The organism is Rhodococcus sp. DMU2021, assembly GCF_019641445.1.
Classification (GTDB): domain Bacteria; phylum Actinomycetota; class Actinomycetes; order Mycobacteriales; family Mycobacteriaceae; genus Rhodococcus; species Rhodococcus pyridinivorans.
The window spans coordinates 92138-119047 of sequence record NZ_JAIFKB010000010.1 but is presented as its reverse complement, the minus strand read 5'-3'; the positions used below and the strand labels follow the sequence as shown (position 1 = coordinate 119047).

Sequence of the window (26910 nt, the reverse complement as noted above, 5' to 3'; positions counted from 1 at the left end):
GCTTTCGTCGGAACGATCAGGGATTGTGGGCGCGGCCGTGCCGCTCAAGCATGGCGCGGGCCAGGTCGGCGACTTTGAGGTTCATCTGCTGGGAGGTGCGGCGCAGTGCGTCGAAGGCCTCGTCGGCGGTCATCTTCTCCAGTCCCATCAGCAGGCCGACGGCGGTGCCGATCTCGCGGTTGCTGTGCAGCCCGGCCCGCAAAGACGCGATGTCCTGATCGCGGCTGACCGCGGTCGCGGTCACCGACGCGAAGGCAGCAAGCACACCGGCCTGGGCGGCGGCCTGGGTGGTGAACGCGCCCGGAGTGGTGGAGAACAGGTTCAGGGCACCGATCTTGTGCTGGTCGATGGTCAACCGGAAGCCCATCACTGCGCGCACCGGGGTGGTCTCGACCACCGCGCGGGCGAGTTCGGGCCACTGGGAGGCGGTGCGCAGATCGGCGTCGATCTGCGGGATGTTCTCGGTGATCGCATCGACGCACGGGCCTTGTCCGAGGCGTCGCTCCAATGCGTCGATGCGGGCAGCGATGTCATCGGTGGCGGCGACGGTGACGTGCTGTCCGCGCTGCTGCAACATCACGCTGGCGTGGTCGCAACCCGGTACCAGCAGGGTGGCGGCGACGCAGATCGCCGCGTACACCTCGCTCGCGTCGGAGCCGCTGTACAAGATCTCGGCCAGCGCGGAGAACACCGTGGCCGGATCCGCCCGGGTCGGCTCGGGGATCAGCGGGGACTCGGCCACCGCGTCCTTGTCGGTCATCACATAAGGATTTCACGCCCCCGATGGCAGCCGGCACCGGGGATGACCCGCACGGTAACCACCACCAGGTGGCCACCCGCGGTGAAGGCGAGCCCACCGACCGTGTCCATCCGCAGTGCGGACGGTGCCATCACTGTCCTACCGCAGAGGCGGCACGGACCCGGGATCTGTCGCAGGGGCACGCTCCTTCGGCATCGCGCCCCTGCTCGCGATCGTCGTCGAGCGGTGGCGGGACCTCACGTAGGTCGCGGTCGGATGATGCGACCGAGGTGGAGAACCGAGCACCGATCTGCGCGATGACCAGCCAGGGAACCCAGTTCACGGGGGCAATGAGCCGAACCGAAGCAGGCTTACCGGATGGTACGTAAATCCGGTAGTTTCACTCGGGTCGAGAGCACACCCGAGGATAGTGGCACCGTCAGCTGCGCTACTGAACCGACGGCACCTCTACCGTGCCGACCCGAAAGCCGACGACCGCTCCCACGCTACGCCTCTGCCCGGGTGTTCTATTCTCAGCGTCGCCGAGTCGCAATGCGATCAGTGCCCCCGACGGGTACGGACGGCCCCACGTCCCCTGCGGGAATCGGCCCCCGCACGATGCTCGCGCATCACTTCAGGGCGGAGCCGGTGCGAACCCGAAGTTTGTTTACTCAGGCAAATCCGAACGTATACTCGAATAACCCCTTCCGCCAGGGTGGATGACCGGCCGACACTTCCGTCCAGGAAGGGTCGGCCGGTCGGCACCGTCGAATCCACAAAAAGTCCACTTCTGCGGGGTTCGCCCGGCTCGACTCCCGGACGCGGCCCCGTCTGGCTGTGCCCACTTCTGAGCTGGGGGAACGCTGGGGGAGGGTCCTACCGGCACGAAGGCCAGGATCCGACACGTCCCCGAGGAAGCGGTGTCCTGCGTCATTCGACCTGAGGCACGAAGAGGCCACTGACCAGCAGTGCCTCAACCATGTGGCAAAGCGGCGCCGTGGCGTTTCTGCCACCTTGGTGAGGCAAGCCCTTGGCCGGCTATCGGGACATACGTTGCTCGACGGGTAGAGGCGCTCGCGTGACGAGCGATCCCTGGCGCTCGTGAGGCGTTGCGCAACGGTTATGACGAAGACGCACTGCTGCATGCCAAGACCAACCCCGGCGACCGGCACGATACATTCTTTGAGGACCAGAACGCGCAACACTGCATCGACAATTGCACACGTACGCAGCATCGCGGGCACTACGGTGCTCATCACGCCGCGGCGGAACGATGCCGCTGTCCCAGTCGTTCCTATCGATGTACTGCAGATCCGGTCTTTTCTTGTCTGCGCGTAGCCCGATAAACTGATCGGCACCACCGGCACCCCCTGCGCGGTGGTCGAGACCCCGCCGACGTGGCTTCCGCCCCGCCGACGGGGTTTCTCGTCGATGTGAACACACAGCTATCGCTGGGGTCGGAATGATGGGACGCTGGGCGAGGCCGGATCGGCTGTGCCCTGCAGGGGGCTGCGCAGCCGTTCCGGCCGCCACCGGCGCATTTCTGCCACCACTGGCACGTTCGCTCGATGACAGAAGTGAAAGCGGACATGCCAATCTCCCTGTAGACGGACACCTCTGTCCCTGCTGACGGACAGCTGATCTCCCTGTCGATGGACGTGGGGCCGGCGGTGTGTCGGTCCTGAACCAGACGCCCCTCCGGGGTTTTGCTCGAGGTCTTCGACCACCACCGAGCGACTCCCACCGGAGGGACGCATGAAGAAGTCTGACAGGGACATCATGGAAATTCTCGAAGCCTACGACGCGACCGGCAGCGCGCATTCCGCCGCACAGCTGGCCGGTGTCGATCCGAAAACCGTCCGGCGCTACGTCACCGCCCGTGACGCGGGGCTGACACTGGCCGGTCCCACTCGGCGACCACGCCTCATCGACGACTACCTGGCGAAGATCGAAGAGTGGATCGACCGCAGCAAGGGCAAGGTCCGTGCCGACATCGTCCACGAACGTTTGATCGAGCTCGGCTTCGACGGCACCGAACGCACCACCCGCCGGGCTGTGGCGGAGGCGAAGGCAGCGTGGCGGGCCGGGCATCGTCGCACCTACCGGCCTGGGGGCACCTCCCACGCAGTGGGGGAGGATCACCGAACCCGGCTTGTGGATGCAGTTCGATTGGGGCGCAGGACCGAAAGTACCCGGCCCCGACGGGATCATGCGCTCAACCCTGCTGTTCTGTGCCCGGCTGGCATGGTCACGCTACCGCGTCGTGATTCCGGTCTGGGACCAGACGTTGCCGACGTTGATCGCCTGTCTCGACGCCACGCTGCGCCGCTTCGGTGGGGTGCCGACCTACGCGTTGACCGACAATCCGCGCACCGTCAGCATCGATCACGTCGCCGGGATCCCGGTGCGGCATCCGCAGATCGTCTAGGCCGCCCGGCACTACGGCATGACGGTGCACACCTGCGTGCCCTTCGATCCGGAATCGAAGGGTGGCAGCGAAGCCACGGTCAAGATCGCCAAGGCGGATCTGGTGCCCACCGAAGCGAACCTGCTGCCGGACTACGCCTCGTTCGCCGACCTCGAAACCGCCTGCGACCGGTTCTGCGCCACCGTCAACGGCCGGCGGCATCGGGAAAGCGCCCGCATCCCCACCGAGGCGGTGGCCGAGGAACGTGCCCGTCTGCACACCCCGCCGACCAGCCCGCACACCCTGGCACTGGGCACCACCCGCAGCGTCGGCACCGACCAGACGATCCGGTTCGGGTCGGTGCGCTATTCGACCCCGCCCGGCCTGGTCGGCGCCGAAGTCTGGGTGCGGGCCGCCGGCACCGAGTTGGTCATCGTCGCCGATCTCGATGCCCTGCCCCGGACCCCGGCCTGGGCCCAGAACAGGAAAGGATTGAGTGAGGTTGCCCGGCACCGACTGTCGACGCCCGGGAATCCGAGCATCGACCCGGCGCACTATCGAAGACCATCCGCAGGAACCGGGCGGTGCCCCGAAGCCTCCGATCCCGAGGGCCCGTTCGGCGGCCGAGGCCCGGTTCCTCGATCTCGGTCCCGGCGCGCACGCCTGGCTGATCGCCGCCTCGGCGGCCGGCGCGGTCCGGATCCGCGCGAAGATGACCACCGCGGTCGAACTGGCCGCGTTCGTCGTCGTCGGCACCGTCGACGCCGCGTTGGCGGTCGCCGCCGAGGTAGGCCGGTTCGCCGAGTCGGACCTCCCGGCGATCGTCGCCCACCATGCCGACGCCCCCTCCAGTGGGAATGTCGTTGCCGACGAGTCCCATTCGGTCCAACCCGGCACCGGTGCCTGGGCCGGATTCGGCACCACGGCGGCGGGAGCAGGATCGTGAACCCGACTCCGCCGCCGCTGTCCGAGGATCTGGTGGCGGTGCTCAAACGGATGCGTCTGCCCTATCTGCGTGCTGCCGCACCGGAGGTGCTGGCCACCGCGAAGGCGCAGCGGTGGGATCCGGCCGAGGTCCTCAAGGTTCTGCTGGACGAGGAGATCCGGGGCCGGGACGAGGCCACCAGGGCGATGCGCCGCAAGAGCGCCGGTCTTCCCGCGGGCAAGACCTTTTCCTCCTGGCGCGAGACGGATTCGTCGATCCCGCTACCCACCCAGCACGCACTGGCGACGTTGGAGTGGGTGCATCGCGCCGAGAATCTTGCGGTCAGCGGGCCGTCCGGAACCGGCAAGACCCACTTCGTCGAGGCACTCGCGCATGCGGTCATCGACGCCGGGATGCGGGTGTCGTGGTTCAGTCTCGAATCGTTGACCGCGGCGATCGGGCGGGCTGCGGTGGACGGATCGATCACCAAGGCCATCACCCGCATCACCCGGGCCGAGTTGATCGTCGTCGACGACATCTTCGATGCTGCCCTCCGGTCAGGCCGCCGCCGAGGCGTTCTACCGTCTCGTCGATGCTGCCTACGAACGGCGCAGCGTGGTGGTCACCAGCAACCTGCACCCCTCCGGCTTCGACACGATCATGCCGAAAACCCTCGCTACCGCCGCGGTCGACCGACTGCTGCACCACGCCCATGTGGTCATCACCGAGGGCACCTCGTTGCGACTGCAGGACGCCACCGCCGGACGCGGGGTGATGCCCTTGGCCTGACCTGCCGCGGGAGATCAGTTGACCGCCGGCAGGGAGATCAGCTGTCCGCGCACAGGGACGCAACATGTCCGCCTACAGGGACGCCCTCATGTCCCTTGACAAGAGGAACACGCATGTTTCCGATCCACGGTGAGGGGGCACACGGTCGGTACCCAGGCCGGTCTATCCGGAGAGCTCAGCTCGGGGAGGCATCGCCAGTTCAACCCAGCAGCTGGCGATGCCGTCTTCGCACTCGTGCACCCGCACCAGCCTCCTCGAAACCTGATAAACAAACGTGAACTGCTGCGTCCATTCCGACCAGGACGATGAGCAAAAGCAGCATGTGAGCTTTCAGCGAATTCAGGAGTTCATTGCTCACTGCTGCACCTGGTCTCGGCTGATCGGCGAGGCTTCCACGACAGATGATTCGCTCGTACCACTCCCCTTGGTGGTGGGCACCGATGCAGTTCGGAGTCGGAGCCCCGTTCCACGGAAGTCCCGCTTGATCCGGAGATGTTCCACCGACGAGGAGAGACCATGAGTTTGGTGTACTACATCCTTCCCGACGGTCGTGAAGCCGGCTACGGAGTCGCCGCCGAATGCGACGATCCTCAGTGCCATCAGCTGATCGACCGGGGACGCGGGTATCTGTGCGGGGACAATCCCCTCGGGCGTAAGGAGGACGACGAAGCGGGGTGCGGCAACTACTTCTGCCTCGTGCATCTGCCCGACCACCGGTGCCCGGTGCCGGGATGCGATGTGCCCTGCGATGACGCGTTGCCGTGTTCGCTGGTGCGTGGTCACGATCGGCCGCACCGGAACACCACCGCCCGGCCACGCACGCGTACGCGTCGACGCTCACCCCCGAGACACCCGTGACCACCTCACACACCCGCGCTTGTCCCACCTCGATACCTGAGGGCGGTGCCCACACACCGGATCGGAGAATTCGCCGGGCCGCATCCAGCGCCGAGACGGCCGTCGCAGGCGTGGGCCGTCGCTACGGCGCGGGCCGTCGCTACGGTCCTTCCGCCGGTGGTGTCGTCCCCGGACGGGCAGGTCCCGCCGAGGGATGCGACCTGACCGGCTCTCCCGCAGGCCGACGCTGCGCCTTGGCGGTCTGTGCGCTGGCCGCCACGTGGGCTCTCTCGCGGTGTACCGGGCCACGGTGTGCCGATTGCCGACCACGTGACCGTGGTGACGGTAGGCTGAAGGTGCCGGGGCCTGAAGTGCGAGACCATGCCCGGTCTCGTCGGCGCCGTCGATATGAGCAGGCCGCTCTGCGGCCCAGTCAGGAGCGTCGCGATGACGCTGCACCACGCCCGGATCCGCTCGGATCGCTCTTTCTCTCGTTACCCCGCCGGACCTCGGCGACTGCGCGGTGATTGTCGCGAGTACCGGGTCCGGTGGACAGCCGCCACGGACCTCGGATGCCGGCACCGGCCTCCATCCGGACCCGACACGGGAGTATGACATGAGCAGACTTCCGCGGCGCCTGTTCACCAATCGTGACCTGGGGCGTTTCCGCGCTGCCGCCGACGGTGGACAGCCCTTCGACGCCCCGACCCGCACGGTGCGGCTGCTTCTGCGCGACCCCGACGAGCACTCCGCCGGCGTCGACGGCGCCTGGTGGCCGCGGGGCGACAATGTCACCGCCGAACTCCACAACCTGGTCTCCGCACTGACCTCCCGCCTGGGACGAACCGAACGGATCGCCTTCGACTGGAATGCCCTGAGCATCTCCCAGCGAGGTATCGATCCTCCGGACGGTCTCGACTTCGTCGGACCGGCACCGGATCAGCCACGCAACCAGATGTACGTTTTCGGCCGGAACGGAACCTGCCTCCGGTTGTTGATCATCGAGCCCATGCTCGATGCCGATCGAGCGTACGAAGACATGCAGAAGACCGTGGCACCGAATACCGAACAAGCCTGAGCAACCTAGGTGTTCGGTCATCGACAGACCCTCGCGGTGCTGCCGTGTCACCACGACAGGCCTGAATGTGCGTAGCGTTCATCCGGTCCTACCAGCTCCCAGCCGAGGATCACACCCGCACACCGAAGACCACCGGGGATTCGGACCCGCGACGAACCCATCCGCCTCCAGGTGAGGATCTGCACAGCTGAACGAAAGGCGCCGGACGATGCCCATGCTCCCCATGATCGAGGCAGTGCTGCGGACCCATTACCGCCTCCTCCGAGTCCCGCTGGCGGTATTCGAGCAACACCTATCTCGTCCTGCCGGGCAGGGCTCTGCCGTGCATTCGGCCTGCCGACAAGTACTGATCACGTGTGACCGCACGGCCGCGCACGTTCTGCGTGACGGGACGGCCGGCCATGCCGCCGACCGGACCGAGCAGCGCCACACCGCCGACCGCCACGCTCACGCCCGGAAACAACACGACCGAGACCTGCGGGACGCAGCAGTACTCGACGAGCACCGCCGTCGATTCCTCGACAGCCACTACCGGGCTGGACACACCTTGCCACCGGCCCATTCATCGGAGACACCACCGAAAGCCGCCAACGGTAGCGTTGAACAACGATGATCCCCGATATTCGGATGTGCGCTCCGGGGGCCTCCCGCACCGAGAACCGCCAACGATCTGAAGGAATGCGCAGACGAGGGGATCTCCCGTCACGAGATACGGGCAGTGCACCTCATCCTAAAATCCACAAATAGGCTGTAGGTTCTCGCCCAACTTGTCAGTCGTGCAGCAGCGCGTGGACCCGCGGCGTTCCGACTTCGTGTCCGTCAGGGATTCTCGCGAACTTGCCGGAATCCTCAGAAATTCCGACCCCGTCTCGCTGCGCACCTGCCCTGAACTGGGGAAACGCGGAGATGAGGGCGCCCTACCGACACGAAATCTGAAAATGACACGTTCCGGCGTGTGACGTCCTGGTGGTGGTGTCGGTCGGAGCCAGGGAACTACGGGCGTGAAACTAACGGTGAGCAGGTAGGTGGCGGCACCGGCGCATCCGGTGACAGTCACCGCTGTTGATGAGGTCCGTGGCGTCCGCATCACCGGAGGCAACCCGCGCTCATCGTCGGCCCGGGCTCCAACAAGTCGCCGGTCTACGTGCCGAAATGCACGTAGACCGCGGGGACCTGCGTGCCTTCGGCACCGTCGGGGGAGCGCAGGGTGCGGCGCAGCATGTCGTCGGTGTTCTTCGGGATGCGCCTGCTGCCGCGCGCGGTGTGGCGGCGTCTGCCGCGCTGACCGTCGGCGTGCAGTTCTCGTCGCCACGCGGCGTGTCACGACGACAACTGCACGTTCGAGAGGCGGTCAGCTGCGGCGGGATTCGAGCAGCCGCAACCAGATCTCGCTGATGGTGGGGTAGGACGGCACCGCATGCCACAGGGCGTCCAGCGGCACCTTCCCGACCAGGGCGATCGTGGCGGCGTGGACGAGTTCGGCGACCTCCTGGCCGACGAAGGTCGCGCCGACGAGGGTGTCGGTGGCCCGGTCGACGACGAGCGCGGCGTGGCCGGCGTAGTCGTCGCGGGCGAGCGAGGCGCCGGCGACATCGATGTCGGCCTCGAGGACCTCGACGTCGAGTCCGTCGGCGCGGGCCTGCTCGGCGGTGCGGCCGACCGCGGCGATCTCCGGGACGGTGAAGATCACCTGCGGGACCTGCCCGTGGTCGGCGCTCGCCCGGAACCGTGACCCGTCGGTGGGGCGGTTCTCGGCGCGGGCGGCGATGACGTCCCCGCACACCCGCGCCTGGTATTTGCCCATGTGGGTCAGTGCGGCGCGACCGGCGATGTCCCCGACCGCATACAGCCACTGGCCGTCGACCCCGTCGACGGTGAGATCGTCGGCGACGGTCACCTTCCCGTCGGTCAGGCCGACAGTGTCGAGACCGAGCCCGTCCACGGCGGGGCAGCGGCCGGCGGCGACGACGATCTCGTCGACCTCGAGAGTGCTGCCGTCGGACAACTCCACGGTGGCGGGACCGCCGTGGATGCGGCCGACGCCGGTGTCCTTGACGTCGGGGCGCTGCACCGAGCGGATCTCGGTGCCGTAGCGCACATTCAGGCCCTTGTGGGCCATGCGGGTGGCGACGCGTTCGGCGGCGAACGGCTCCACGCGCGGCAGCAACCGGTCGCCGCGCACCGCGAGGGTGAGTTCCTCGACGCCGAGTTGCCGCAGCCAGGTGGCGGTTTCGCAGGCGACGACACCGCCGCCGACCACCAGCACCCGGCGGGGGACCTCGAGCAGATTCGTCGCATCCCGGGAGGTCCACGGCAGCGCGTCGCGCAGACCGGGCAGGTCCGGGATCGACGCGACGGTGCCGGTGGCCAGGACGACGGCGTGCCGGGCCTGCAGGCGACGCTCCCCGTCGGCACCGGAGACGGTGATGGTGCGTTCGCCGGCGAGGCGGCCGCGGCCGCGCACGACGCCGATACCCGCGCCCTCGGCCCAGTCCACCTGGGAACTGTCGTCGCGGTTGTGGGTGAAGCTGTCGCGGCGGGCGAGTACGGCCGGTACCTCGACGCCGTGGGCGCTGATCTTGTCGGCGACGCCGGGCATGTTGCGGGCGGTGGTGAGCACCTGAGTGGGGCGCAGCAGGGCTTTGCTGGGCATGCAGGCCCAGTAGGAACATTCGCCGCCGACGAGTTCGTGTTCGACGAGCACCGCGGTGCGGTCGCTGCCGGCGATGGCGTACTGGGCGGCGTTCTCCCCGGCCGGGCCCGCGCCCAGGACGATCACGTCATAGCTGTCGGATTCCGCTGTCGGACCGCTCATCCGTCCACGATAGGCGCGGCCGAACCGTCGGCGGGCCGGATCGGGGGCGACGGTCCGGTTCGCGAAGTCCGCCCGTTCGTGCAGGTCAGCGGCGGCTCAGCGCAGATGCGGGGAGTCGGCGTCGAAGATCAACCCCATCGGGGCGAGCACCCGCACCACCTGTTCGGCGGTCCACTCGTCGAGATCGCACAGCAGCACCGACCGCCACGGGGTGACGATCACCGAACGTTCGACGGCGGCGAGGAATTCCGCCAGTCGTGCGGGAAGGATCCCGCCGGGCAGCCCGCCGGCGAGGGTGACGGCCCCGTCGGGCTGGTCGAGCCACCCGATCGGTGGCCGCGGCTGCTCCGGTACCGGTTCCGGATCCCCGGTGGGGTCGGTCGGTGGGGTGAGCAGCGCCTCGGCGGCGTCCTGCGGGTCGACGCGCACCCCGGTGTCGGCGCCGTCGCGGATCACCGCGAAGCGGCCGTCGGGGCGGGCGAGGACCGCGACGGTGGGGGCGAGGGCGACGATGTCGCCGGTGCCGTCGTCGAGCCCGAGGACGGTGCCGGCCGCCACGGGCCGGTCGTCCAGGCGCGCGATCACCGTGGCGGTGAGTTCGCGCAGGTCGTGGTGTCCGCCGATGCGGCCGCTGAGCGGGGAGACGAGAAGCCGTGCGCGGGTGGGCACGTCGACGGTGAGACCGGCGGCGGTGACGGCCGCGCTGATCGCGGCGCGGTCGCCGCGCACCCGCAGCTGGGCATGGGCGGTCAGGTGCAGTTCGCCGCCGCCGTGGGTGTGGGCGAGTTCGGCGAGCAGCTGCACCTGCGCGGAGGTCAGGTGCCCGGCGGGCAGGTGCACGTCGACAGCGGTATCGGCCATGACTGCCAGCGTAGAACGCGGCGCCGGGGGGACGAGCGGTGCCGTGAGACCGGGCGGTTTGTAGGGTGGTGGCCATGCCCGAGTCGACGACCCCCACCTTCGCGGACCTCGCCGCCGCCAAGTTCGTGCTGCTGACCACCTACCGCAAGGACGGCAGCGCGGTGGACACCCCGGTGTGGGCGGCGCCCGACGGGAACCGGCTGCTGGTGTGGACGGTCGCCGACGCCTACAAGGTGCGGCGACTGCGCCGCGATCCGCGGGTGTCCCTGGCGATCTGCGACGCGCGCGGCAACCCGAAGTCGGCGGCGGTGCCCGGCACGGGGGAGGTGCTCGACGCCGACGGCTCGGCGCACGCCCGGTCGGTGATCGCCCGCAAGTACGGGCTGCTCGGCCGGGTCATCGTCGGCGCGAGCGTGGTGCGCCGTGGCCGCACCGGCACCGTCGGGTTGGCGTGTGCGCTCGATCCCGCCGACGACACGGCAGGCCGGTAGACGTCGTGGCGCGCTCTCACACCTACCGGTCCCAGGCGATCGCGGTGGCGCTCGCGAGCAACCCGCTGATCTCCGGTTCGAGTCGCTGGAAGTGGTTGCGCCGCGCCGGTGTCGACGCCGCACCGCCGAGCCTGATCCACACCGGCGTGGTGGTGCAGGGCCTCGGCCGGCTCACCCTCGGCGCGGACTCGTTCGTCAACCACGGCTGCTATTTCGACACGGTCGCCGACATCACCCTCGGGCAGCGGGTGTTCCTCGGCGACCACGTGCGGGTGCTCACCAGCAGCCACCGCATGGGCACCGCCGAACAGCGCGCGTCGACGCTGACGGGGGAGCCGGTGACCATCGGCGACGGCGCGTGGATCGGCTCCGGTGCGGTGATCATGCCGGGCGTGAGCATCGGCGCCGGTGTGGTGATCGGCGCGAACTCGCTGGTGACGAAGGACTGTGCCCCACACACGCTGCATCTGGGCAGCCCCGCCCGGCACGTCCGCGACTTGGACTGACCCCGCACCGGCAGCCCCGCCCGGGTCGTCCGATCCCGTAGGGTCCGTGGTGATCTCGGCCTCACCTGCGGGGCCGCGCTCTACCGGCACCTGCGCGCCGAGGCTCCCGGTGATTTCGGGCCGCAGCACGGTTTCCTGTTCGAGCACGTGAGCAAGACCCGCCCCGAGGCGATCGGCACCGACGAGGTGAAGTGGAACTTCACCAAGTTCCTCGTCGACCCGCAGGGCGCGGTGGTGCGCCGCTTCGAGCCGACGGTCACCCCCGAGGAGATCGGCAAGGAACTCACCGACCTGCTCTGAGCCCCTACCGGTCCGGTCGATGGACGTCACCGACCGGACCGGAGGTCAGTGGGCGGCGCTGACCGAGGACATGTGGAAGTCGGGGATGCGCACCGGCGGCATCGCGGTGCGGGTGAACCAGTCCTTCCACTCCGGCGGCAGGGTGCGTTCGGTGGCGCCGATCTCGGTGGCGCGGCCGAGCAGATCGACCGGGGATTCGTTGAACCGGAAGTTGTTCACCGCCGCCCGCACCTGCCCGTCCTCGACGAGATACACCCCGTCGCGGGTCAGGCCGGTCAGCAACAGCACCGCCGAATCGACCTCCCGCAGGTACCACACGGTGGTCAGCAGCAGACCGCGTTCGGTGCGGGCGATCATGTCGTCCACATCGGCAGTGCTGCCACCGGTGAGCAGCAGATTCTCACCCGGCGCCGTGGGGGTGGCCCCGAATTCGGCGGCTGCGGCCCGCGGATACGCCAGCGCGTGCAGGGCGCCGTCGCGGAGCCAGTCGACCCGCGAGGCGCTCATCCCGGTGTCGAACACCGAGACGCTGTCGGTGGAGGCGGTGGCGACCACGAACGGCGCATAGCCCAATCCCGGCGCGGCCGGATCGGACGTCAATGTCACCGGCAGCGCCGCGATCTGCTCGCCGAGGCGGGTTCCGCCGGGCCCGGCCCACACCGACCGGCCTTCCTCGGCGCCGCGCCCGTCGAGGGACCACAGCAGCGGGATCATCAGGTCCGCGACCACCGAGGGTGGCAGCAGCGTCTCGTACCGTCCGGCGGGCAGGTCGACGCGGGTACCGGCCCAGTCCAGCCGCCGCGCCAGTTCAGCACGCAGCGGATCCATCGCGATGTCGGTGAAGTCGACGGTGCCGGCGCCGACCCAGGCGCTCGCCCCGGTCAGGCCGCCGCGTTTGCCGTTGATCTCGAGCGACCCGTCGCGCTGCACCCAGCGGCGCCGCACCCCGGTGGAGGTGCCCAGCCACATCGTCGTGGATTGGTGGTGGGCGAATCCGTAGAGGGCGTCGGTGTCGTCGAAGCCGGCGGCGAGCCCGTCGAGGAGCGGGGCGAAGACCTCGACGTCGGTGCCGACGGCCTCTTCGCCCCACTGCGGGTCGGTGTCGTCGCCGTCGATCAACGGCATCGCATCCGGTGCCGCCGGGGCCTGCTGCGCGGCCGCCCACGCCGCGGCAACCACCGCGCCGATGTCGTCGGCGTCGACGATCGGGGCGCTGACCACCCCGCAGTGTGCGCCGTCGGGGGTGCGGCGGATCGCGAGGATCGTGGCGCCGCGGGCACGGGCGGAGCCGTTGGTGGTCATCGAACTGCCGGCCCACCGCAGCGACGCCTCGGCACTGTCGGTGACCATCACGACGGTCTCGTCGGCAGGGGAGGTCGCCAGGGCGGTTTCGACGAGTCGGTCTCCGGGGATCATCGGCCACCTTCCTGCACCGTGTTGAGCACGTTCACGCCGCGCACCAGCACCGACGGGCAGCCGTGCGAGACGGACGCGACCTGCCCGGGTTGCGCCTTGCCGCAGTTCATCGCGCCGCCGAGCTGCCAGGTCGACGCGCCGCCGACCGCCTCGAGGGCACCCCAGAACTCGGTGGTCGACGCCTGATAGGCCACATCGCGGACCTGCCCGGCGAGCCGGCCGCCGCGGATCCGGTAGAACCGCTGCCCGGTGAACTGGAAATTGTGCCGCTGCATATCGATCGACCAGCTGCGATCACCGACGATGTACAGCCCGTCGTCGACCCCGGCGATCAGATCGGCGGTGCTGCGATCGACGCTCGGATCGGGTCGCAGCGACACGTTCGCCATCCGCTGGATCGGCACGTGATGCGCCGAATCGGCGTAGGCGCAGCCGTTCGAGCGGGCCACCCCGAGCTTCGGGGCGAACGCCCGGTCGAGTTGGTAGCCGACGAGCACCCCGTCCTTCACGAGATCCCAGGACTGGGCGGCGACCCCGTCGTCGTCGTAGCCAACGGTGGCCATGCCGTGCGGTTCGGTGCGGTCGGCGGTGACATGCATGACGTCGCTGCCGTAGCGCAGGCTGCCGAGCAGGTCGGGGGTGGCGAAGGAGGTGCCGGCGTAGGCGGCCTCGTAGCCGATGGCGCGGTCGTATTCGGTGGCGTGCCCGACCGATTCGTGGATCGTCAGCCACAGATTCGTCGGGTCGATCACCAGATCGGTGCGGCCCGGGATCACCGACGGGGCCTGCGCCTTCTCCGCGAGCTGCTCGGGCAGTTCGGCGAGCTCACGGCTCCAGTCCCACCACCGGTCCGAGGCCACATACTCCCAGCCGCGGCCGGCCGGCGGGGCCAGGGTGCGCATCGACTCGAAGGTGCCGGCCGCACGGTCGACGCGGGTCGCGTCGAGGTCGGAGTGGATCCGCACCCGCTGCTGGGTGATCGTCGACCCGGCGAGATCGGCGTAGAAGGTCTGCTCCTTGACCAGGGTCAGATTCGCGGCGACATGGTCGACACCGACGGCGTCCTGCAATCGCCGCGAACGGTCCTCGAGCACCGCGATGCGCTCGGCGGCGGGGACGGTGAACGGGTCGATCTCGTACGGCGAGACCCACACCGCGTCCCGGTGGACCGCTTCGTCGGCCCACTGCACCGGATCCCGGTTCAACGCGCGCAGGGTGCGGGCGACCGCGACGGCGCGGGCCGCGGCGTCGGCGGCGCCGTCCGGGCCGGGCACCGGATGCGACGCGAATCCCCAGGTGCCGTCGAGCAGCACCCGCACCGCCACCCCGCAGTCGCTGTCGTCCACCGCCGCCTGCAGGGCGCCGTCGCGCAGGATGCTCGTCCCGGTCCGGATCCGATGCACCCGCACATCGGCGTGACTCGCACCCGCCGCCCGCGCGACCGTCAGGCCCGCGTCGGCGGCCGCGTGCAACGGCAGGGCCAGGAAATCGTCGTCCACCGCATTCACCCGCCCACGGTAACGCCGGGATGTGCGGCATCGGGGTTGCCGCACCGAGCGTCTCGGGTGGCTCAGCCGAACTGTTCGATGCCGAGGCGGATCACCATGGCGATCACCACGACCAGCAACACCACCCGCACGAACCCGGCGCCGCGGGCGAGCGCCATCCGGGAGCCGAGCACCGAGCCGGCGACATTGCACACCGCCAGCGCCGCCCCGAGCGCCCACCACACGTGCCCGCCGACGGCGAACAGGACCAGCGCCCCGAGATTCGAGCCGAAGTTGAGCACCTTCGCCATCGCCGCCGAGGTGACGAACTCGCTGCCGAGCATCGCCGCGAACACGATGATGAAGAAGGTGCCGGTGCCGGGCCCGAGGATCCCGTCGTAGAAGCCGATCACCGCCGCGGCCGTGACCACGACGGTGGCCAGCCGCAGCGTGGACGGGCGGCGGGTGCTGCCGGTGCCGAGTTTCGGGCGGGCGGTGACGAACACCGCCACCGCGACGAGCACGACCATCACGATCGGGATGAACACCTCCCGGTCGATGAGCGAGACCGCCGCCGCCCCCGCCGCCGCGGCCAGCGCGGCGACCAGGGCGGCGGGGCCGAGCAGCGACCAGCGCAGCGGGATGCGCCGCGCGAAGGTCAGCACCGCCGCGCCGGTCCCGCAGATCGCGGTGAGCTTGTTCGTCGCCAGCGCCGCCTGTGGCGTCAATTGCGGGGCGACGAGGAACAGGGCGGGCAGCAGGATCAGCCCGCCGCCGCCGACCACCGCGTCCACCCAGCCGGCGGCTGTCGCGGCGGTCATCAGCAACGCCCAGTCACCTGCAGTCATGGCGGCCATTCGATCACGCGCCGCATCCGCGGGTCGGGTGCGGGAGCAAAACCGGTGGCCCGTTCGTTGACCGGACAGAAACCGCCGACGGAAGGAAGTCCCGCCGTGTACCCGTTGTTGTTCGTGCTCTACGTCGTGGCGGAGATCGCGGTGCTGGCCTGGCTCGGCTCCACCCTCGGAGCCCTGGCCACCGTGTTGATCTTCCTCGGTGTCAGCGCCGCCGGTTATCTCGTGCTTGCCGCCCTGGGTCGCCGCGCGCTGCGCAACCTCGGTGAGCTGCGCGGCGGCCGGGCGCCGCACGCGAATTCCCCGGAGCGGGTGCTCACCGACGGCGCGCTCATCGGCGCCGGCGCGGCCCTGGTGCTGATTCCCGGCATCGTCAGCACCGTGCTCGGGGTGCTGCTGTTGCTGCCGTCCCGCGCCGCGCTGCGTCCGGCGGTGCGCACGCTGGTCGCGCGGCGGGCCCGCGTCACCGGGTTCTCCGCGCAGCGGCTGGTGGTGGTCGACGGGCAGGTCGTCGATCACAGTGTCGTCGGTGGTGCCCCGCACCTGACCGGTGGTGCGGCCGTGACCGAGCAGGTCGACGACCGTGGCACCGTGCTCGAAGGGGAGATCGTGGAGACCCCGCGCCGCCGCGAGGAGCGGTAACGGGCAGACTGGGCACTCGTGAGCCCTGCACCGCACACCCAGCTTCTCGTCGGCGGCCGCATCTACAGCGCCAGCGCCCCCGATGCCACCGCGATGGCCGTCACCGACGGCACGGTCGTGTGGGTCGGGCAGGACCGGCCCGGCCGCGCCCTGCACCCGGACGCCGAGATCGTCGATCTGCACGGCGCGTTCGTCGCCCCCGGTTTCGTCGACACCCACGTGCACACCACCAGCCACGGCCTGGCGTTGACCGGGCTGGATCTGACCGACGCCGTCGACCGCGACGACGCATTGCGCCGGGTCCGCGCGCACGCCGATGCGCACGACGACGCGGTGATCTGGGGGCACGGCTGGGACGAGACCCGCTGGCCCGACCCGACGCCACCGACCACCGCCGACCTCGATGCCGCCGCCCCGGCCCGGCTCGTCTATCTCGGCCGGATCGATGCGCATTCGGCGGCGGCGTCGAGCGCGTTGCGGGCCGTCGCCGAACCCCTCGACGAGCTGGCCGGCTTCGATCCGCAGCAGCCGCTGACCGCCGCGGCGCATCATGCGGTGCGCGGCGCCGCCCGCCGCGGGCTGACCGCCGCGCAGCGTGCCCGCGCCCGCCTGGCGGCCCTCGACGATTTCGCCGCGCACGGTTACGTCGCGGTGCACGAATGCGCCGGCCCCGACATCTCCGGGCTCGACGACTTCACCGAACTGCTCGGCACCGACCATCCGGTGCAGGTACGCGGCTACTGGGGTCAGGCGGCGCGCACCGGCGAGGAAGCCGCGGAGCTGCTCGCCGAGACCGGCGCCGATGCCCTGGGCGGGGATCTGTTCGTCGACGGGTCGATCGGTTCGCACACCGCCGCGCTGGCCCGCCCGTACGACGATCTGCCGGACTGCTGCGGCACCCGCTATCTGACCGAGGACGAGCTGACCGCGCACGTGCGCGCGTGCACCTCGGCGGGCATTCAGGCCGGTTTCCACGTCATCGGTGACGCGGCGACCACCGCCGCGGTCGCGGCCTTCGAGGCGGTCGCCGCGGAGGTCGGGGGACCGGCGCTCGCCGCGCGCGGGCATCGGCTCGAGCACGTCGAGTCGTTGACGGTCGCGCAGGCGGAGGTGTTGTCGCGGTACGGGGTGATCGCGAGCATGCAGCCGAGCTTCGACGCCCTGTGGGGCGGGGCGGACGGGATGTACGCGCAGCGGCTCGGCGCCGACCGCGCCGCGGCGTTGAACGCGTTCGCGCCGCTGGCAGCGACCGGGCTGGCGTTGGCGTTCGGCTCGGATGCGCCGGTGACGGCGCCGCAGCCGTGGCCGATGCTGCGGGCGGCGGTGCACCACCGCACCGAGGGCAGCGGGATCTCGCCGCGGGCGGCGTTCGCCGCCGCGACCCGCGGGGCGTGGCGTGCCGGTGGGGTGCGTGACGGTCTGGCCGGCACCCTCGATCCGGGTGCGCCGGCGTCGTATGCGATCTGGGAGGTCGGGGAGCTGGTGGTCAGCGCCCCGAAGGATTCGGTGCAGCGATGGTCGACGGATCCGCGGTCCCGGGTGGCGCCGCTGCCGGATCTCGCCCCGGGCACCGCCGATCCGGTGCTGGTGCGCAGTGTGCACCGCGGCCGGGTCGTGTACGCGCGGTGACCGGCCGGCCCCTCGCGACGGTCACCGTGCGGGCGGTGCGTGTCGTCGCGCTGCGCGCGCTGCTGGCCGTCGTCGCGGGAGTGTTGCTGTTCGCGTCGTTCCCGCCGCGTCCGCTGTGGTTCCTCGCCCCCGTCGGGATCGCGCTCCTGGTCGGTGTATCGACTGCAGTACCGCTGCGGCGACGCGCCGGGTTCGGCTACGGCTATCTCGCCGGCCTCGGATTCCTGGTGCCGCTACTGCCCTGGATCGGCGTCTATGTCGGGCCGTTGCCGTGGTTGGCGCTCGCCGCCGCCGAGGCGGTCTTCGTCGGCCTGTTCGGGGCGCTGGTGGTGCACCTGCGGTCGCTGCCGGTCGCGCCGTTGTGGATCGCGGCGGCGTGGAGCCTGACCGAATGGTTGCGCTCGAGCGTCCCGTTCGGCGGGTTCCCGTGGGGTCGGCTGGCCTTCGGCCAACCCGACGGTGGGTTCGTCTCCCTCGCCGTCGTCGGCGGCGCCCCGCTGGTGTCGTTCGCCGTGGCCGCGACCGGCGCCGGGCTCGCCGCCCTCGCCCTGACCGCCTCCCGCCGTCCCCGCCCCGTGCGGGCCTGGACGGTGCCGGTCGCGGTGACGCTGCTCGGTCCGCTGCTCGCCGCGGCGGCGTGGCCGCTGGTGCGCACCGCCACCGACGAGTCGTCGACGGTGACGGTCGCGGCGATCCAGGGCAGTGTGCCGCGCCTGGGCCTGGACTTCAACGCCCAACGCAAGGCGGTGCTCGACAATCATGTCGCCCGCACCCTCGTCCTCGCCGAGGACGTCACCGCCGGACGGGCCCCGGCCCCGGATGTGGTGATCTGGCCGGAGAACGCCTCCGATATCGACCCGCTGCGCAACGCCGATGCCGCACGCGACATCTCCGCCGCGTCCGCCGCGATCGACGCGCCGATCCTCGTCGGGGCGGTGCTCGTCAACGACGACCGGACCACCACCAATTCGGTGATCGTGTGGGACGCGCAGACCGGTCCGGGGGAGCGGCACGACAAGAAGATCATCCAGCCGTTCGGCGAATACCTGCCGTGGCGGTCGTTCTTCCGGTTGTTCTCCCAGTACGCCGACCGCGCCGGCCATTTCGTGCCCGGCGACGGCGACGGCATGGTCACCGCCGGCGGCATCGACATCGGGGTGGCGACCTGCTACGAGGTGGCCTTCGACCGGGCGTTCCGCGACTCGATCGACGCCGGCGCGCAACTGCTGGCGGTGCCGACGAACAACGCCACCTTCGGCGACACCGAGATGACCTATCAGCAGCTGGCGATGTCGCGAGTGCGGGCCGTCGAGCACGGCCGGGCCGTGATCGTCGCGGCGACCAGCGGGGTCAGCGCGATCGTCGATCCGGCCGGTCGGGTGCAGCAGAGCACACCGTTGTTCGTGCCCGATGCCCTGGTGGCGCAGGTGCCCGTGCGCGCAGACGTTACGCTGGCTAGTCGGCTCGGAGTGGCGCCGGAGCTTGTGCTCTGCGCCGCGGCCGTGGCCGCCGCCGGTTTCGTCCTGGTGCGAGGACGGCGGGAGAAGGCCGGTGCGGCAGCTCGCACCAGCACCGGCGCAGCAGGAGCACCGGCCGGTGGCCGGTTCGACAAGGAGGACCTCTGATGGCAGCGGCGACGCCGGCCGGGAACGACAGCGCACCCAGCGCCCGCACCCTGGTGATCATTCCGACCTACAACGAGCGGGAGAACCTCGGTCGGATCATCACGCGGCTGCACGCTGCGCTGCCGCACACCCATGTCCTCGTCGTCGACGACGGCAGTCCCGACGGCACCGGTGACCTCGCCGACGACCTCGCCGCCGCCGACGAGCGCATCGCGGTGCTGCACCGCACCGAGAAGAACGGTCTCGGTGCCGCCTACATCGCCGGTTTCCGGTGGGGGCTCGAGCACGGCTACACGGTGCTCGTGGAGATGGACGCCGACGGCAGCCACGCCCCCGAGCAGTTGCACCTGCTGCTGGAGAAGGTCGACGCCGGCGCTGATCTGGTGCTCGGCTCCCGTTACGTGCCCGGCGGCACGGTGGTGAACTGGCCGTGGCACCGCGAGGTGCTCTCCCGCGGCGGCAACATCTACTCGCGTCTCGCGCTGGGGGTGTCGATCCAGGACATCACCGGCGGCTACCGTGCCTACCGCCGTGAGGTGCTCGAGAAGCTCGACCTCGACGCGATCGCCTCGCACGGCTACTGCTTCCAGGTCGATCTGGCGTGGCGCACCCTGCAGGCCGGATTCACCGTCGCCGAGGTGCCCATCACGTTCACCGAACGGGAAATCGGCGAGTCGAAGATGAACGGCAACATCGTGCAGGAGGCCCTCGTGCGGGTCACCGTGTGGGGGCTGCGCAGCCGTCTCGCGCGGTTGCGGGCACTGCTGGGCCGCTGACTCGGCCCGCGCGGCCGGGATACCAGGCGCTGTGCGGCCGAGGCGCTAGGCGCTGTGCGGCCGAGGCGCTAGGCGCTGTGCGGCCGAGGCGCTAGGCGCTGCGCGGCCACGGCCAGCGGGCGTCGAGTTCCTCCCCGAGCCCCAGTCCCGCGCACAGCCGGCGGATGGCGCTGCAGTCCTGCACCACCGGCCGGCCCTCGGTCACGGCGATGGTGTCGGCGACCAACTCGTCGCCGCCGGGGATGTTCTCGCGCGCGATGATCGCCGCCCAGGTGGAGGTGTCGGCGCCGGTGAACGCCGCGACCGCGGTACCAAGCGCGTCGAGCAGCCGCACCCGATCGGTGTCGTCGAGTTCGGTGAGCACCGCAGTGAGCAGCCCACCCGCGAGGGAGGCGTGGCACAGCTCGTCGCGGCGGTGCACCGCCACCGTCGCGCGGTTGACCGGTTGCAGCTCCGGGTCGGTGGTGAGCAACGCCAGATAGGCGCTGATCGAAGTCTCTGCAACGGTGGTGAACGCCAGCTGCACCAGCGCCGCGTCCCGCGGGGTCTCGGCGTGCGCGACCGCGGCGCGATGCTCGCGCACGGTCGGGCACGGCGGCAGCACCGACTCCTTCAGCGCCCAGCCGCGGCGGCGGCGGGTGAGCACGTTGGCCTGCTGGTGCATGAGGGTGTGGTACTGCTCGTCGACCATCGCCTGGAGCACCCCGGTGACCACCGTGTCGGACGGGCCGATACCGAAGGCGTCCTCGGTGATCAACGCGAAGCCGGGGTTGACGACGTGCTGTTCGATGTCGACGACGCTCTTGTTGTAGGCAATCCACGCCCAGGCCCGCAGCCGCGCCTGTTGTTGTTCGTCGAGCGCGAGATAACGCGGATGCTCGGCGAAGGGCAGCATCTGCTCGGGATAGTCGGCGCGGTCCGCCTCGAACAGCGCGTCGAGGTCGACCTCGGGTTTCTTGACGGCGGCGCGGCGCGGCCACGAGCGGGTCAGCCCGGCGATCACCGCGCTCTCCGCCGGATCGGACGGGTCGTACTGCGGGAGTTCCGGCGCGCGCAGCTGCGGGCCGGGGATGTCGGATTCGTTCATGTCCGGCTCCTTTCCTCGCTCGGACCGCCGACCGCGCCCGGATCGCGGGGCAGTGCCGCGAACAGCTGCCCGCACAGCTGCGCGGCGGCCGGTTGCCCGTCGCCGAGCGCGGCGCGGGCCCGGTCGAGCAGCGCCGCGAAGTCGGGCAGGGCGTCGGTGGCGGCGTCGAGATCGGCGACCGCGCCGGCGAGGGCGCGGCGGGCGGTGGCGGCGTACGGGTTGGTGAGCTGGATGTCGTGGTAGACCTCGGCGGTGCCACCGGAGACGCGGGCGAGCAGCGCGCGCAGCACGGTGTGCGGGGGCGCGGCGACCCGCGCGGCGGCATCCGGCACGTCGAGCCGGTCGAGGGCGATACCGAACGCGAGGATCGCGGCGTGGGTGAGCACCTGCACGGCGGCGGTGATCCGGTCGTGTTCGTCGGCGGTGGTCTCGACCACGGTGGCACCCCAGTCGCGCAGCGCCGCGACGAACTCGGTCACGACCGGTGCGTCGTGGTGACGCACCGCCACCACGGGCCGGCCGGGCAATCCAAGATCGGGGGCGAACATCGGGTTGATGCCGAGCGTGGGGGCGCCGGGCCGGTAGGTGTGCAGCGCCGCGGCGATCGGGGTCTTCACCGACAGCGTCTCCACCAGCAGGGTGTGCGGGGGCAGCAGCCGCGCGAGCACCGGCAGGGCGGCACCGGCGACGGCGTCGGGGACGGCGAGGACCACGATGTCGGCGCCGTCGAGTGCCGCGGCGAGGCGGGTGTCGGGGGCGGTCAGATCGGCGCGCAGCATCCCGGGTGCAGCCGGGGCGGCGGCCGGGTCGACGACGAGCACCTGACGGCCGGCCTCGCGCAACGCCGCGGTGAGCAAGGCGCCGACGGCGCCGCATCCGCCGGCGACGATCACCCGGCCGGGCGTGGTCACGGCCCGGCCCGCCCCGGCAGCACCGGTGGCCCGTCGACGAGATCGTCCGGGTCCGCGGAGCCGACCGCCCCGGATCCGTTGGTCGGGGTGGTGTCGCGGGCCGCGGCGAGGCAGCGGCGCATCACCACGGATTTGACGAGGGTCTCGTCGAGTTCGTCGTCCGGATCGGACAGCGCCACGATCGCCCCCCCGATCCCGAAGGTGACCTCGTGGGCGGTGGCGACGAGGGTGCGGATGACCACCGACAGGTCGGCGGCGCCGGTCGGCGACAGATATCCGATGGCCCCGGAGTACACCCCGCGGGGGCCGTCCTCGAGCTTGTCGATGATCTCCATGGTGCGCAGCTTCGGGGCACCGGTCATCGATCCGCCGGGGAAGGCGGCGCGCACACAGTCCACCGCCGAGACGTCCGGACGCAGCGTGCCGCGCACCGTGGACACCAGCTGATGCACCGCCGCATAGGTTTCCACCGCGAACAGTGCCGGCACGTGCACCGAGCCGGGCACGCACACCCGCGACAGGTCGTTGCGCACCAGATCGACGATCATCAGGTTCTCGGAGCGGTCCTTTGTGCTGGCCCACAGTCCGTCCCGCAACGCGGCGTCCTCGCCGGGGGTCCGGCCACGTGGGCGGGTGCCCTTGATCGGTTTCGATTCGACGGTGCCGTCGGCGTCGATCCGCAGGAACCGTTCCGGGGAGGCGCTGAGCACCGCGACCTCGGGGAAGTCGAGCAGCGCACTGTAGGGGGTGGGGCTGATGCGGCGCAACGCCCGATAGGTGCTCAGCGGGTCGATGCCGCCGTCGACGGTGACGGTGTTCGTCAGACACACCTCGTAGGTCTCGCCGCTGCGGATCTCGTTCTGACACTGGGCGATCAGATCGAGATAGCGCTGCGGGGAGTGCCGCAGCCGCAGTTGCGGGCCACCGTCCGCGCCGATCAGCGGCACCGGGATCTGCTCGTCGGTCACCGGTTCGGGCAGCGCCGACAGGATCGCGGCGGTCGCGTCGAACCAGGCGAGGGTCTCGGGATCGTCGGTGTCCTCGGTCAGGGCGAGCAGATAGCAGCAGCGGTCGTCGTGGTCGACGATCACCGCCCGGTCGGCGAAGACCAGCGCGGCGTCGGCGTAGGGGGAGGTGTGCACGAGTTGCGCGCCGGCGTCGGCCTTGAGTTCGTAGCCGAGATACCCGACGTAGCCGAGCGCGAACCCGAACGGCAGGTCGTCGCGGGCGGCGGCGCGGCGCTCCGCGAGGCGGGCGGTGAGATGGTCGAAGACGGGTCGGCGGTGTTCCTCGACGGTGCCGTCGGCGCGGTGTTCGCGCACGATGCCCTCCCCGACCCGGTAGGTCAGGTAGTCGGCGCGGGGTCCGGCGCCGTTGCCGAGGACGGTGAACCGCGACTGCGGCTCCAGCGCGGCGCTGCCGTCGAGCCAGAAGCCGTGCGGGCCGGCGGCGAAGAGCGCCTCGTACACCGCGGACGGGTCGGGGTGCAGCGGCAGCCGGCGGCTGGCCAGCAGATAGCGCGGAGCCGGTTCGGGTACCGGTTCCGGATCGACGGGGGCGGTGACGGTGATCGGGCTGCGCGGCGGGGTGGCGTCGCGGAAGTTGGCGAGCAGTTGCGCGCCGTGGGCGGTGCCGATCGATTCGGGATGGAACTGCACCCCCCACAGCGGCCGGTGCCGGTGCGCGACGGCCATGAGCAACCCGTCCGGGGTGTGGGCGGTGGCGACCAGCTCGTCGGGGACGGGGTCGGCGATCAGCGAGTGGTAGCGCACCGCCTCGAAGGGCGACGGCAGCCCGGCGAACAGGCCGGTGCCGTCGTGCAGGATCGGGCTGGTGCGGCCGTGCACCGGTTCGGGGGCAGTGATCACGGCGCTGCCGAACAGCTGGCACAGCCCTTGATGGCCCAGGCACACCCCGAGCAGCGGCACTTCTGCGTCGGTGAGGGCGCGGGCGCTGATCCCGAAGTCCCTGGCCCGGTCGGGTCGGCCCGGGCCGGGGGAGATGACGATGTTGTCGAACGGTTCGGCGACGAGCTCGTCCCAGCTGCGATCGTTGGTGAGCACCCGCGGCGGGATGCCGTTGACGCGGGTGATCAGGTCGTAGAGGTTGTAGGTGAACGAGTCGTAGTTGTCGATCAACACCGTGCGGATCGGTCGGGGCGCGGACACGACGGGCCTCAGTTCGTGCCGTCGCCGCGGCGACCGGAGCCGACCCGGTCCGCGGGGGCGCCGCCGGAGACGATGCGGTCCTCGACCCGGCACGCCTCGTCGATGAGCAGGGTGTACAGCGAGCGCACGAAGTCGCCCGACAGGCCGTGCCTGTGCGCGTAGTCCTGGGCGCGGCGGTGCACGACCTCCATGCGGCCGGGTTGCAGCACGTCGAGGCCGTGGCGTTGCTTGAGTTCGGCGACGCGTCCGCACACCTCGAGGCGGGCGCGGATCCCGTCGAGCAGAGTCCGGTCGATGTCGTCGAGTTCGGCACGCAGGTCGGCCAAATCGGCGGCGGCCTGTGTCGACGGCGCGTCCGCCGCAGTGTGGTGACGGTCGGTCACGGACATTCACCCCCTTGCAAGCGACCCGCCGGAGCACCGGCGCGAAGGTCGTGGATCGGGCGTGCCGATCATGATCGATCGGCGTGCGATCATGATTGCACGCACCGTCCGGCCGATATCGACGATTGATCGATTCGTGGCGGGGCCGCAATCGAATTCGCGGAACCACCGTCCCGTCGGGCTGCGCTTGCGGGGTCCGTAACGACGTGTGCCGCCCCGGACGATCGTCCGGGGCGGCACACGTACGTGTTCGGCGGCGCGGGTGTCAGGCGCCGCGGCGCTTGGCCTTGAGCAGGTCCAGGCGCTCCTTGAGCAGGTCCTCGAGTTCCTCGACGGAGCGACGCTCGAGCAGCATGTCCCAGTGGGTGCGCGGCGGCTTGACCTTCTTCGGCTCCGGTGCGGCGCCCTCGACCAGGGTGCCCTCGAGGCCGTTCTTGCAGATCCAGGTGCCGGGGATCTCCGCGTCGTCCGCGAACGGCACGTCGTATTCCTCGCCGTTGTCGCAGCGGTAGCGCGCGATTCGCCGCGGCGCCAGATCGTGGTCGCGGTCGGTTTCGTAGCTCACCGCCCCGAGTCGGCTGCCTCGCAGTACACGATCTGCCATGGTGGTGTCCTTCCTTGTGTGCTCCGCCCGGGTGACGATGCCGTGCGGCATCGACACCGGGCTCGACGTCCACTGTGCTCAACGTCTGCGGAGCCGATTCCGTTCCCGCGGCCCACCGAGGAGCCGAGGGACCAGTCTACCGACTCGCCGCACCGCCGCGCGCACGGCGCCCGCACCGGCCCGTGCGTCCGGGGTTCCCGCCGCCCCGCCGGGGGTGCAGGTGGGCAGTACAGTGACGCTCGTGACCGGACGTGACACCCGAGCGAGCACGTGCCTGTGGTGCGGGCGCCCGGTACCGGAGATCGGCACCGGGCGGCGACGCCGCTACTGCCGCCAGTCGTGCCGGCAACGCGCCTACGAGCAGCGCAGCAGCGCCCGCCGCGCCGGACTGCCCGAGGATTCGGTGGTGCTCACCGCCGGCGAGGTCGAGGCACTCGCCGACCGCGCGTTCCGGGCGCGCTGCGCCGCCGAGGACGTCGCCACCGCGGTCGCCGAGGGCGCCGCGGCCGACGAGCTGACCGCCCTGTGCGCGGAGCTGCTCGATCTGGCCCGCGACGCCGAACGACTGCGTTGACCGCCCCGATCGGGGAGCGCGGGCTCAGGCGAAGAAGCCACCCATGGTGTAGATCACCTGGCAGAACGCACCGTTGGCGTACTGCAGCGAGCCGAACAGGGCGCCGAGCACCGCACCGGGACCGCTGTCGATCACTGTGGACTGCAATCCGCCGCCGTTGTTGTCGAGGGTGGCGACCCCGGCCCGGATGTTCTCCATGTTGATCCACACGAATTTCAGGTCCGAGGCGGTCACCGGCGCACCGGCAGTGGGTTCGACGATCACCTCGATCGACCCGAACGGCACCTGACCGTGCGGGCCGGGATGCACCCACGCGGTGGTCATCGCGAACGGCACGAAACCGCCGCCGCAGCCCGGACCGACGGTCGGTGCGGGTGACGAGAACGGCTGCGGGATGTTCTTCGGTGGCGGCGCGAACGGATCCGCCGAGCCGGAGTCGGCGACGAGCCGCTCGAGCGCGGCGAGGGTCTCGGGGGAGTCGGCGACCTCCGCGCGCAACTGATCGAGCGGCACCCCCGGCGGGGCGGTGTCGGCGGCGGCCTGGGCGGGGGCCGCGAGCAGGGCCGCGGCGAGCAGGGCGGTGACGAGCGGGGCGGATCGGCGACGCAACATCTCGGGCTCCTTCGAATCGGGTCGAGCGGGCGGGACGAGACGATCCGGTCGCGATCCGATCACGCACGGGTCGCGGCACGGGGGCACGAAGGTGACGGCCGCTTCGAGAATAAGGAGAGCTGTCCGGTTTCGGGGCGTTTCCGGCGAGCCCGATCCTGCTTCGACGCCGACCTCATTCGTCACTCCGGTCACGAACAGGGCATTCCTCCCGGCCGTCGGGAAAACGTTATCGAAACGCGACCGATCCCCTGCACGGGAACGATTTCCGAGGTCACTCGCGGTTCCGTACCGGTCCTGTCGCGGCACGGGCACGGCCTCCGGGGCGCATCGGCGGGTAGTGGTGCGGTCGTCGCCGCAATCCGGTCGTACCGGTCGCACAGGTGGTCTAGCTTGT

23 protein-coding genes and 3 pseudogenes are annotated in these 26910 nt (G+C 70.7%); 12 read left to right on the top strand and 14 right to left on the bottom strand.

What is annotated here, in order from left to right:
* Positions 1–16: 16 nt before the first annotated feature.
* Both K3M35_RS15395 and K3M35_RS26180 read right to left on the bottom strand, forming a co-directional pair.
* Entirely contained in the window at positions 17–760 is a 744-nt protein-coding gene (locus K3M35_RS15395; RefSeq protein WP_019289549.1) for a GAF and ANTAR domain-containing protein, read from the bottom strand.
* On the bottom strand, positions 760–891 hold the full coding sequence (locus K3M35_RS26180) for a hypothetical protein (protein WP_259444072.1): 132 nt from the start codon (positions 889–891) through the stop codon (positions 760–762). The genes K3M35_RS15395 and K3M35_RS26180 overlap by 1 nt, the downstream gene beginning before the upstream one ends.
* Positions 892–2494: 1603 nt before the next feature.
* Between K3M35_RS26180 and istA the strand changes: the two are divergent.
* The 4 genes and pseudogenes from istA to K3M35_RS15375 all read left to right on the top strand — a co-directional run bounded on the left by istA (position 2495) and on the right by K3M35_RS15375 (position 6775).
* Positions 2495–4092: pseudogene (gene istA / locus K3M35_RS15390) on the top strand (IS21 family transposase).
* Positions 4089–4860, top strand: a pseudogene (gene istB / locus K3M35_RS15385) (IS21-like element helper ATPase IstB). Before istA ends, istB begins: the two co-directional pseudogenes overlap by 4 nt.
* Positions 4861–5376: 516 nt before the next feature.
* Positions 5377–5718, top strand: coding sequence for a hypothetical protein (locus K3M35_RS15380; protein ID WP_019289557.1), 342 nt, complete (start codon positions 5377–5379; stop codon positions 5716–5718).
* Positions 5719–6313: 595 nt separating this feature from the next.
* On the top strand, positions 6314–6775 hold the full coding sequence (locus K3M35_RS15375) for a DUF5994 family protein (RefSeq protein ID WP_019289558.1): 462 nt from the start codon (positions 6314–6316) through the stop codon (positions 6773–6775).
* A 292-nt stretch (positions 6776–7067) separates the two neighbouring features.
* Here the strand turns inward: K3M35_RS15375 and K3M35_RS15370 are convergent, their stop codons facing one another.
* The 3 genes from K3M35_RS15370 to K3M35_RS15360 form a co-directional block, all read right to left on the bottom strand.
* A complete protein-coding gene (locus tag K3M35_RS15370; protein WP_064062091.1) occupies positions 7068–7304 on the bottom strand; it encodes a hypothetical protein in 237 nt (78 codons plus the stop codon).
* An 822-nt stretch (positions 7305–8126) separates the two neighbouring features.
* Positions 8127–9590, bottom strand: a complete 1464-nt coding sequence (locus K3M35_RS15365) for an NAD(P)/FAD-dependent oxidoreductase (protein WP_217579765.1) — start codon at positions 9588–9590, stop codon at positions 8127–8129.
* A 96-nt stretch (positions 9591–9686) separates the two neighbouring features.
* Positions 9687–10451: a precorrin-3B synthase gene (locus tag K3M35_RS15360; RefSeq protein ID WP_064061908.1), complete on the bottom strand. Its 765-nt coding sequence runs from the start codon at positions 10449–10451 to the stop codon at positions 9687–9689.
* Between the two features lie 74 nt (positions 10452–10525).
* On the opposite strand from K3M35_RS15360, the gene K3M35_RS15355 reads away from it, so the two are divergent.
* The 3 genes and pseudogenes from K3M35_RS15355 to K3M35_RS15345 form a co-directional block, all read left to right on the top strand.
* A complete protein-coding gene (locus K3M35_RS15355) occupies positions 10526–10942 on the top strand; it encodes a PPOX class F420-dependent oxidoreductase (RefSeq protein ID WP_064061917.1) in 417 nt (138 codons plus the stop codon).
* Between the two features lie 5 nt (positions 10943–10947).
* On the top strand, positions 10948–11448 hold the full coding sequence (locus tag K3M35_RS26660; RefSeq protein ID WP_217579764.1) for a DapH/DapD/GlmU-related protein: 501 nt from the start codon (positions 10948–10950) through the stop codon (positions 11446–11448).
* Positions 11449–11526: 78 nt separating this feature from the next.
* Positions 11527–11748, top strand: a pseudogene (locus tag K3M35_RS15345) (glutathione peroxidase); the annotation flags it as partial.
* A gap of 45 nt (positions 11749–11793) precedes the next feature.
* Here the strand turns inward: K3M35_RS15345 and K3M35_RS15340 are convergent.
* The 3 genes from K3M35_RS15340 to K3M35_RS15330 all read right to left on the bottom strand — a co-directional run bounded on the left by K3M35_RS15340 (position 11794) and on the right by K3M35_RS15330 (position 15499).
* Entirely contained in the window at positions 11794–13164 is a 1371-nt protein-coding gene (locus tag K3M35_RS15340; RefSeq protein WP_217579763.1) for a metallopeptidase TldD-related protein, read from the bottom strand.
* A complete protein-coding gene (locus tag K3M35_RS15335) occupies positions 13161–14672 on the bottom strand; it encodes a TldD/PmbA family protein (protein ID WP_220666649.1) in 1512 nt (503 codons plus the stop codon). Before K3M35_RS15335 ends, K3M35_RS15340 begins: the two co-directional genes overlap by 4 nt.
* A 62-nt stretch (positions 14673–14734) precedes the next feature.
* A complete protein-coding gene (locus tag K3M35_RS15330; RefSeq protein WP_033098288.1) occupies positions 14735–15499 on the bottom strand; it encodes a TSUP family transporter in 765 nt (254 codons plus the stop codon).
* A gap of 105 nt (positions 15500–15604) precedes the next feature.
* Here K3M35_RS15330 and K3M35_RS15325 point away from each other — a divergent pair, with 105 nt between their 5' ends.
* Genes K3M35_RS15325 through K3M35_RS15310 form a run of 4 tightly spaced genes read left to right on the top strand, consistent with a single transcriptional unit; the run spans position 15605 to position 20177 of the window.
* Positions 15605–16147, top strand: coding sequence for an FxsA family protein (locus K3M35_RS15325; RefSeq protein ID WP_006550013.1), 543 nt, complete (start codon positions 15605–15607; stop codon positions 16145–16147).
* 18 nt (positions 16148–16165) lie between these two features.
* The gene (locus K3M35_RS15320) at positions 16166–17776 is read left to right on the top strand and encodes an amidohydrolase (RefSeq protein ID WP_232512248.1); all 1611 of its coding nucleotides are present in this window, start codon (positions 16166–16168) and stop codon (positions 17774–17776) included.
* Entirely contained in the window at positions 17773–19401 is a 1629-nt protein-coding gene (gene lnt, locus K3M35_RS15315) for an apolipoprotein N-acyltransferase (RefSeq protein WP_220666648.1), read from the top strand. Before K3M35_RS15320 ends, lnt begins: the two co-directional genes overlap by 4 nt.
* Entirely contained in the window at positions 19401–20177 is a 777-nt protein-coding gene (locus K3M35_RS15310; protein WP_006554797.1) for a polyprenol monophosphomannose synthase, read from the top strand. The genes lnt and K3M35_RS15310 overlap by 1 nt, the downstream gene beginning before the upstream one ends.
* A 91-nt stretch (positions 20178–20268) precedes the next feature.
* Here K3M35_RS15310 and K3M35_RS15305 read toward each other — a convergent pair whose 3' ends face one another.
* From K3M35_RS15305 to K3M35_RS15285, 5 genes are all read right to left on the bottom strand, one after another.
* Positions 20269–21264 carry a diiron oxygenase gene (locus tag K3M35_RS15305; protein ID WP_006554798.1) on the bottom strand — a complete coding sequence of 332 codons (996 nt, stop codon included), beginning with the start codon at positions 21262–21264 and terminating at the stop codon, positions 20269–20271.
* Positions 21261–22175: a prephenate dehydrogenase gene (locus K3M35_RS15300; RefSeq protein ID WP_217579760.1), complete on the bottom strand. Its 915-nt coding sequence runs from the start codon at positions 22173–22175 to the stop codon at positions 21261–21263. The genes K3M35_RS15305 and K3M35_RS15300 overlap by 4 nt, the downstream gene beginning before the upstream one ends.
* On the bottom strand, positions 22172–24343 hold the full coding sequence (gene pabB / locus K3M35_RS15295; protein ID WP_220666647.1) for an aminodeoxychorismate synthase component I: 2172 nt from the start codon (positions 24341–24343) through the stop codon (positions 22172–22174). The genes K3M35_RS15300 and pabB overlap by 4 nt, the downstream gene beginning before the upstream one ends.
* 8 nt (positions 24344–24351) lie before the next feature.
* Positions 24352–24732 carry a chorismate mutase gene (locus tag K3M35_RS15290; protein WP_019289573.1) on the bottom strand — a complete coding sequence of 127 codons (381 nt, stop codon included), beginning with the start codon at positions 24730–24732 and terminating at the stop codon, positions 24352–24354.
* A 259-nt stretch (positions 24733–24991) separates the two neighbouring features.
* Positions 24992–25330, bottom strand: coding sequence for an RNA polymerase-binding protein RbpA (locus tag K3M35_RS15285; RefSeq protein WP_006554802.1), 339 nt, complete (start codon positions 25328–25330; stop codon positions 24992–24994).
* A 232-nt stretch (positions 25331–25562) separates the two neighbouring features.
* Between K3M35_RS15285 and K3M35_RS15280 the strand changes: the two genes are divergently transcribed.
* On the top strand, positions 25563–25904 hold the full coding sequence (locus K3M35_RS15280) for a hypothetical protein (protein ID WP_006554803.1): 342 nt from the start codon (positions 25563–25565) through the stop codon (positions 25902–25904).
* A gap of 24 nt (positions 25905–25928) precedes the next feature.
* Here the strand turns inward: K3M35_RS15280 and K3M35_RS15275 are convergent, their stop codons facing one another.
* Entirely contained in the window at positions 25929–26516 is a 588-nt protein-coding gene (locus K3M35_RS15275; protein ID WP_033098325.1) for a hypothetical protein, read from the bottom strand.
* Between the last annotated feature and the right edge of the window lie 394 nt (positions 26517–26910).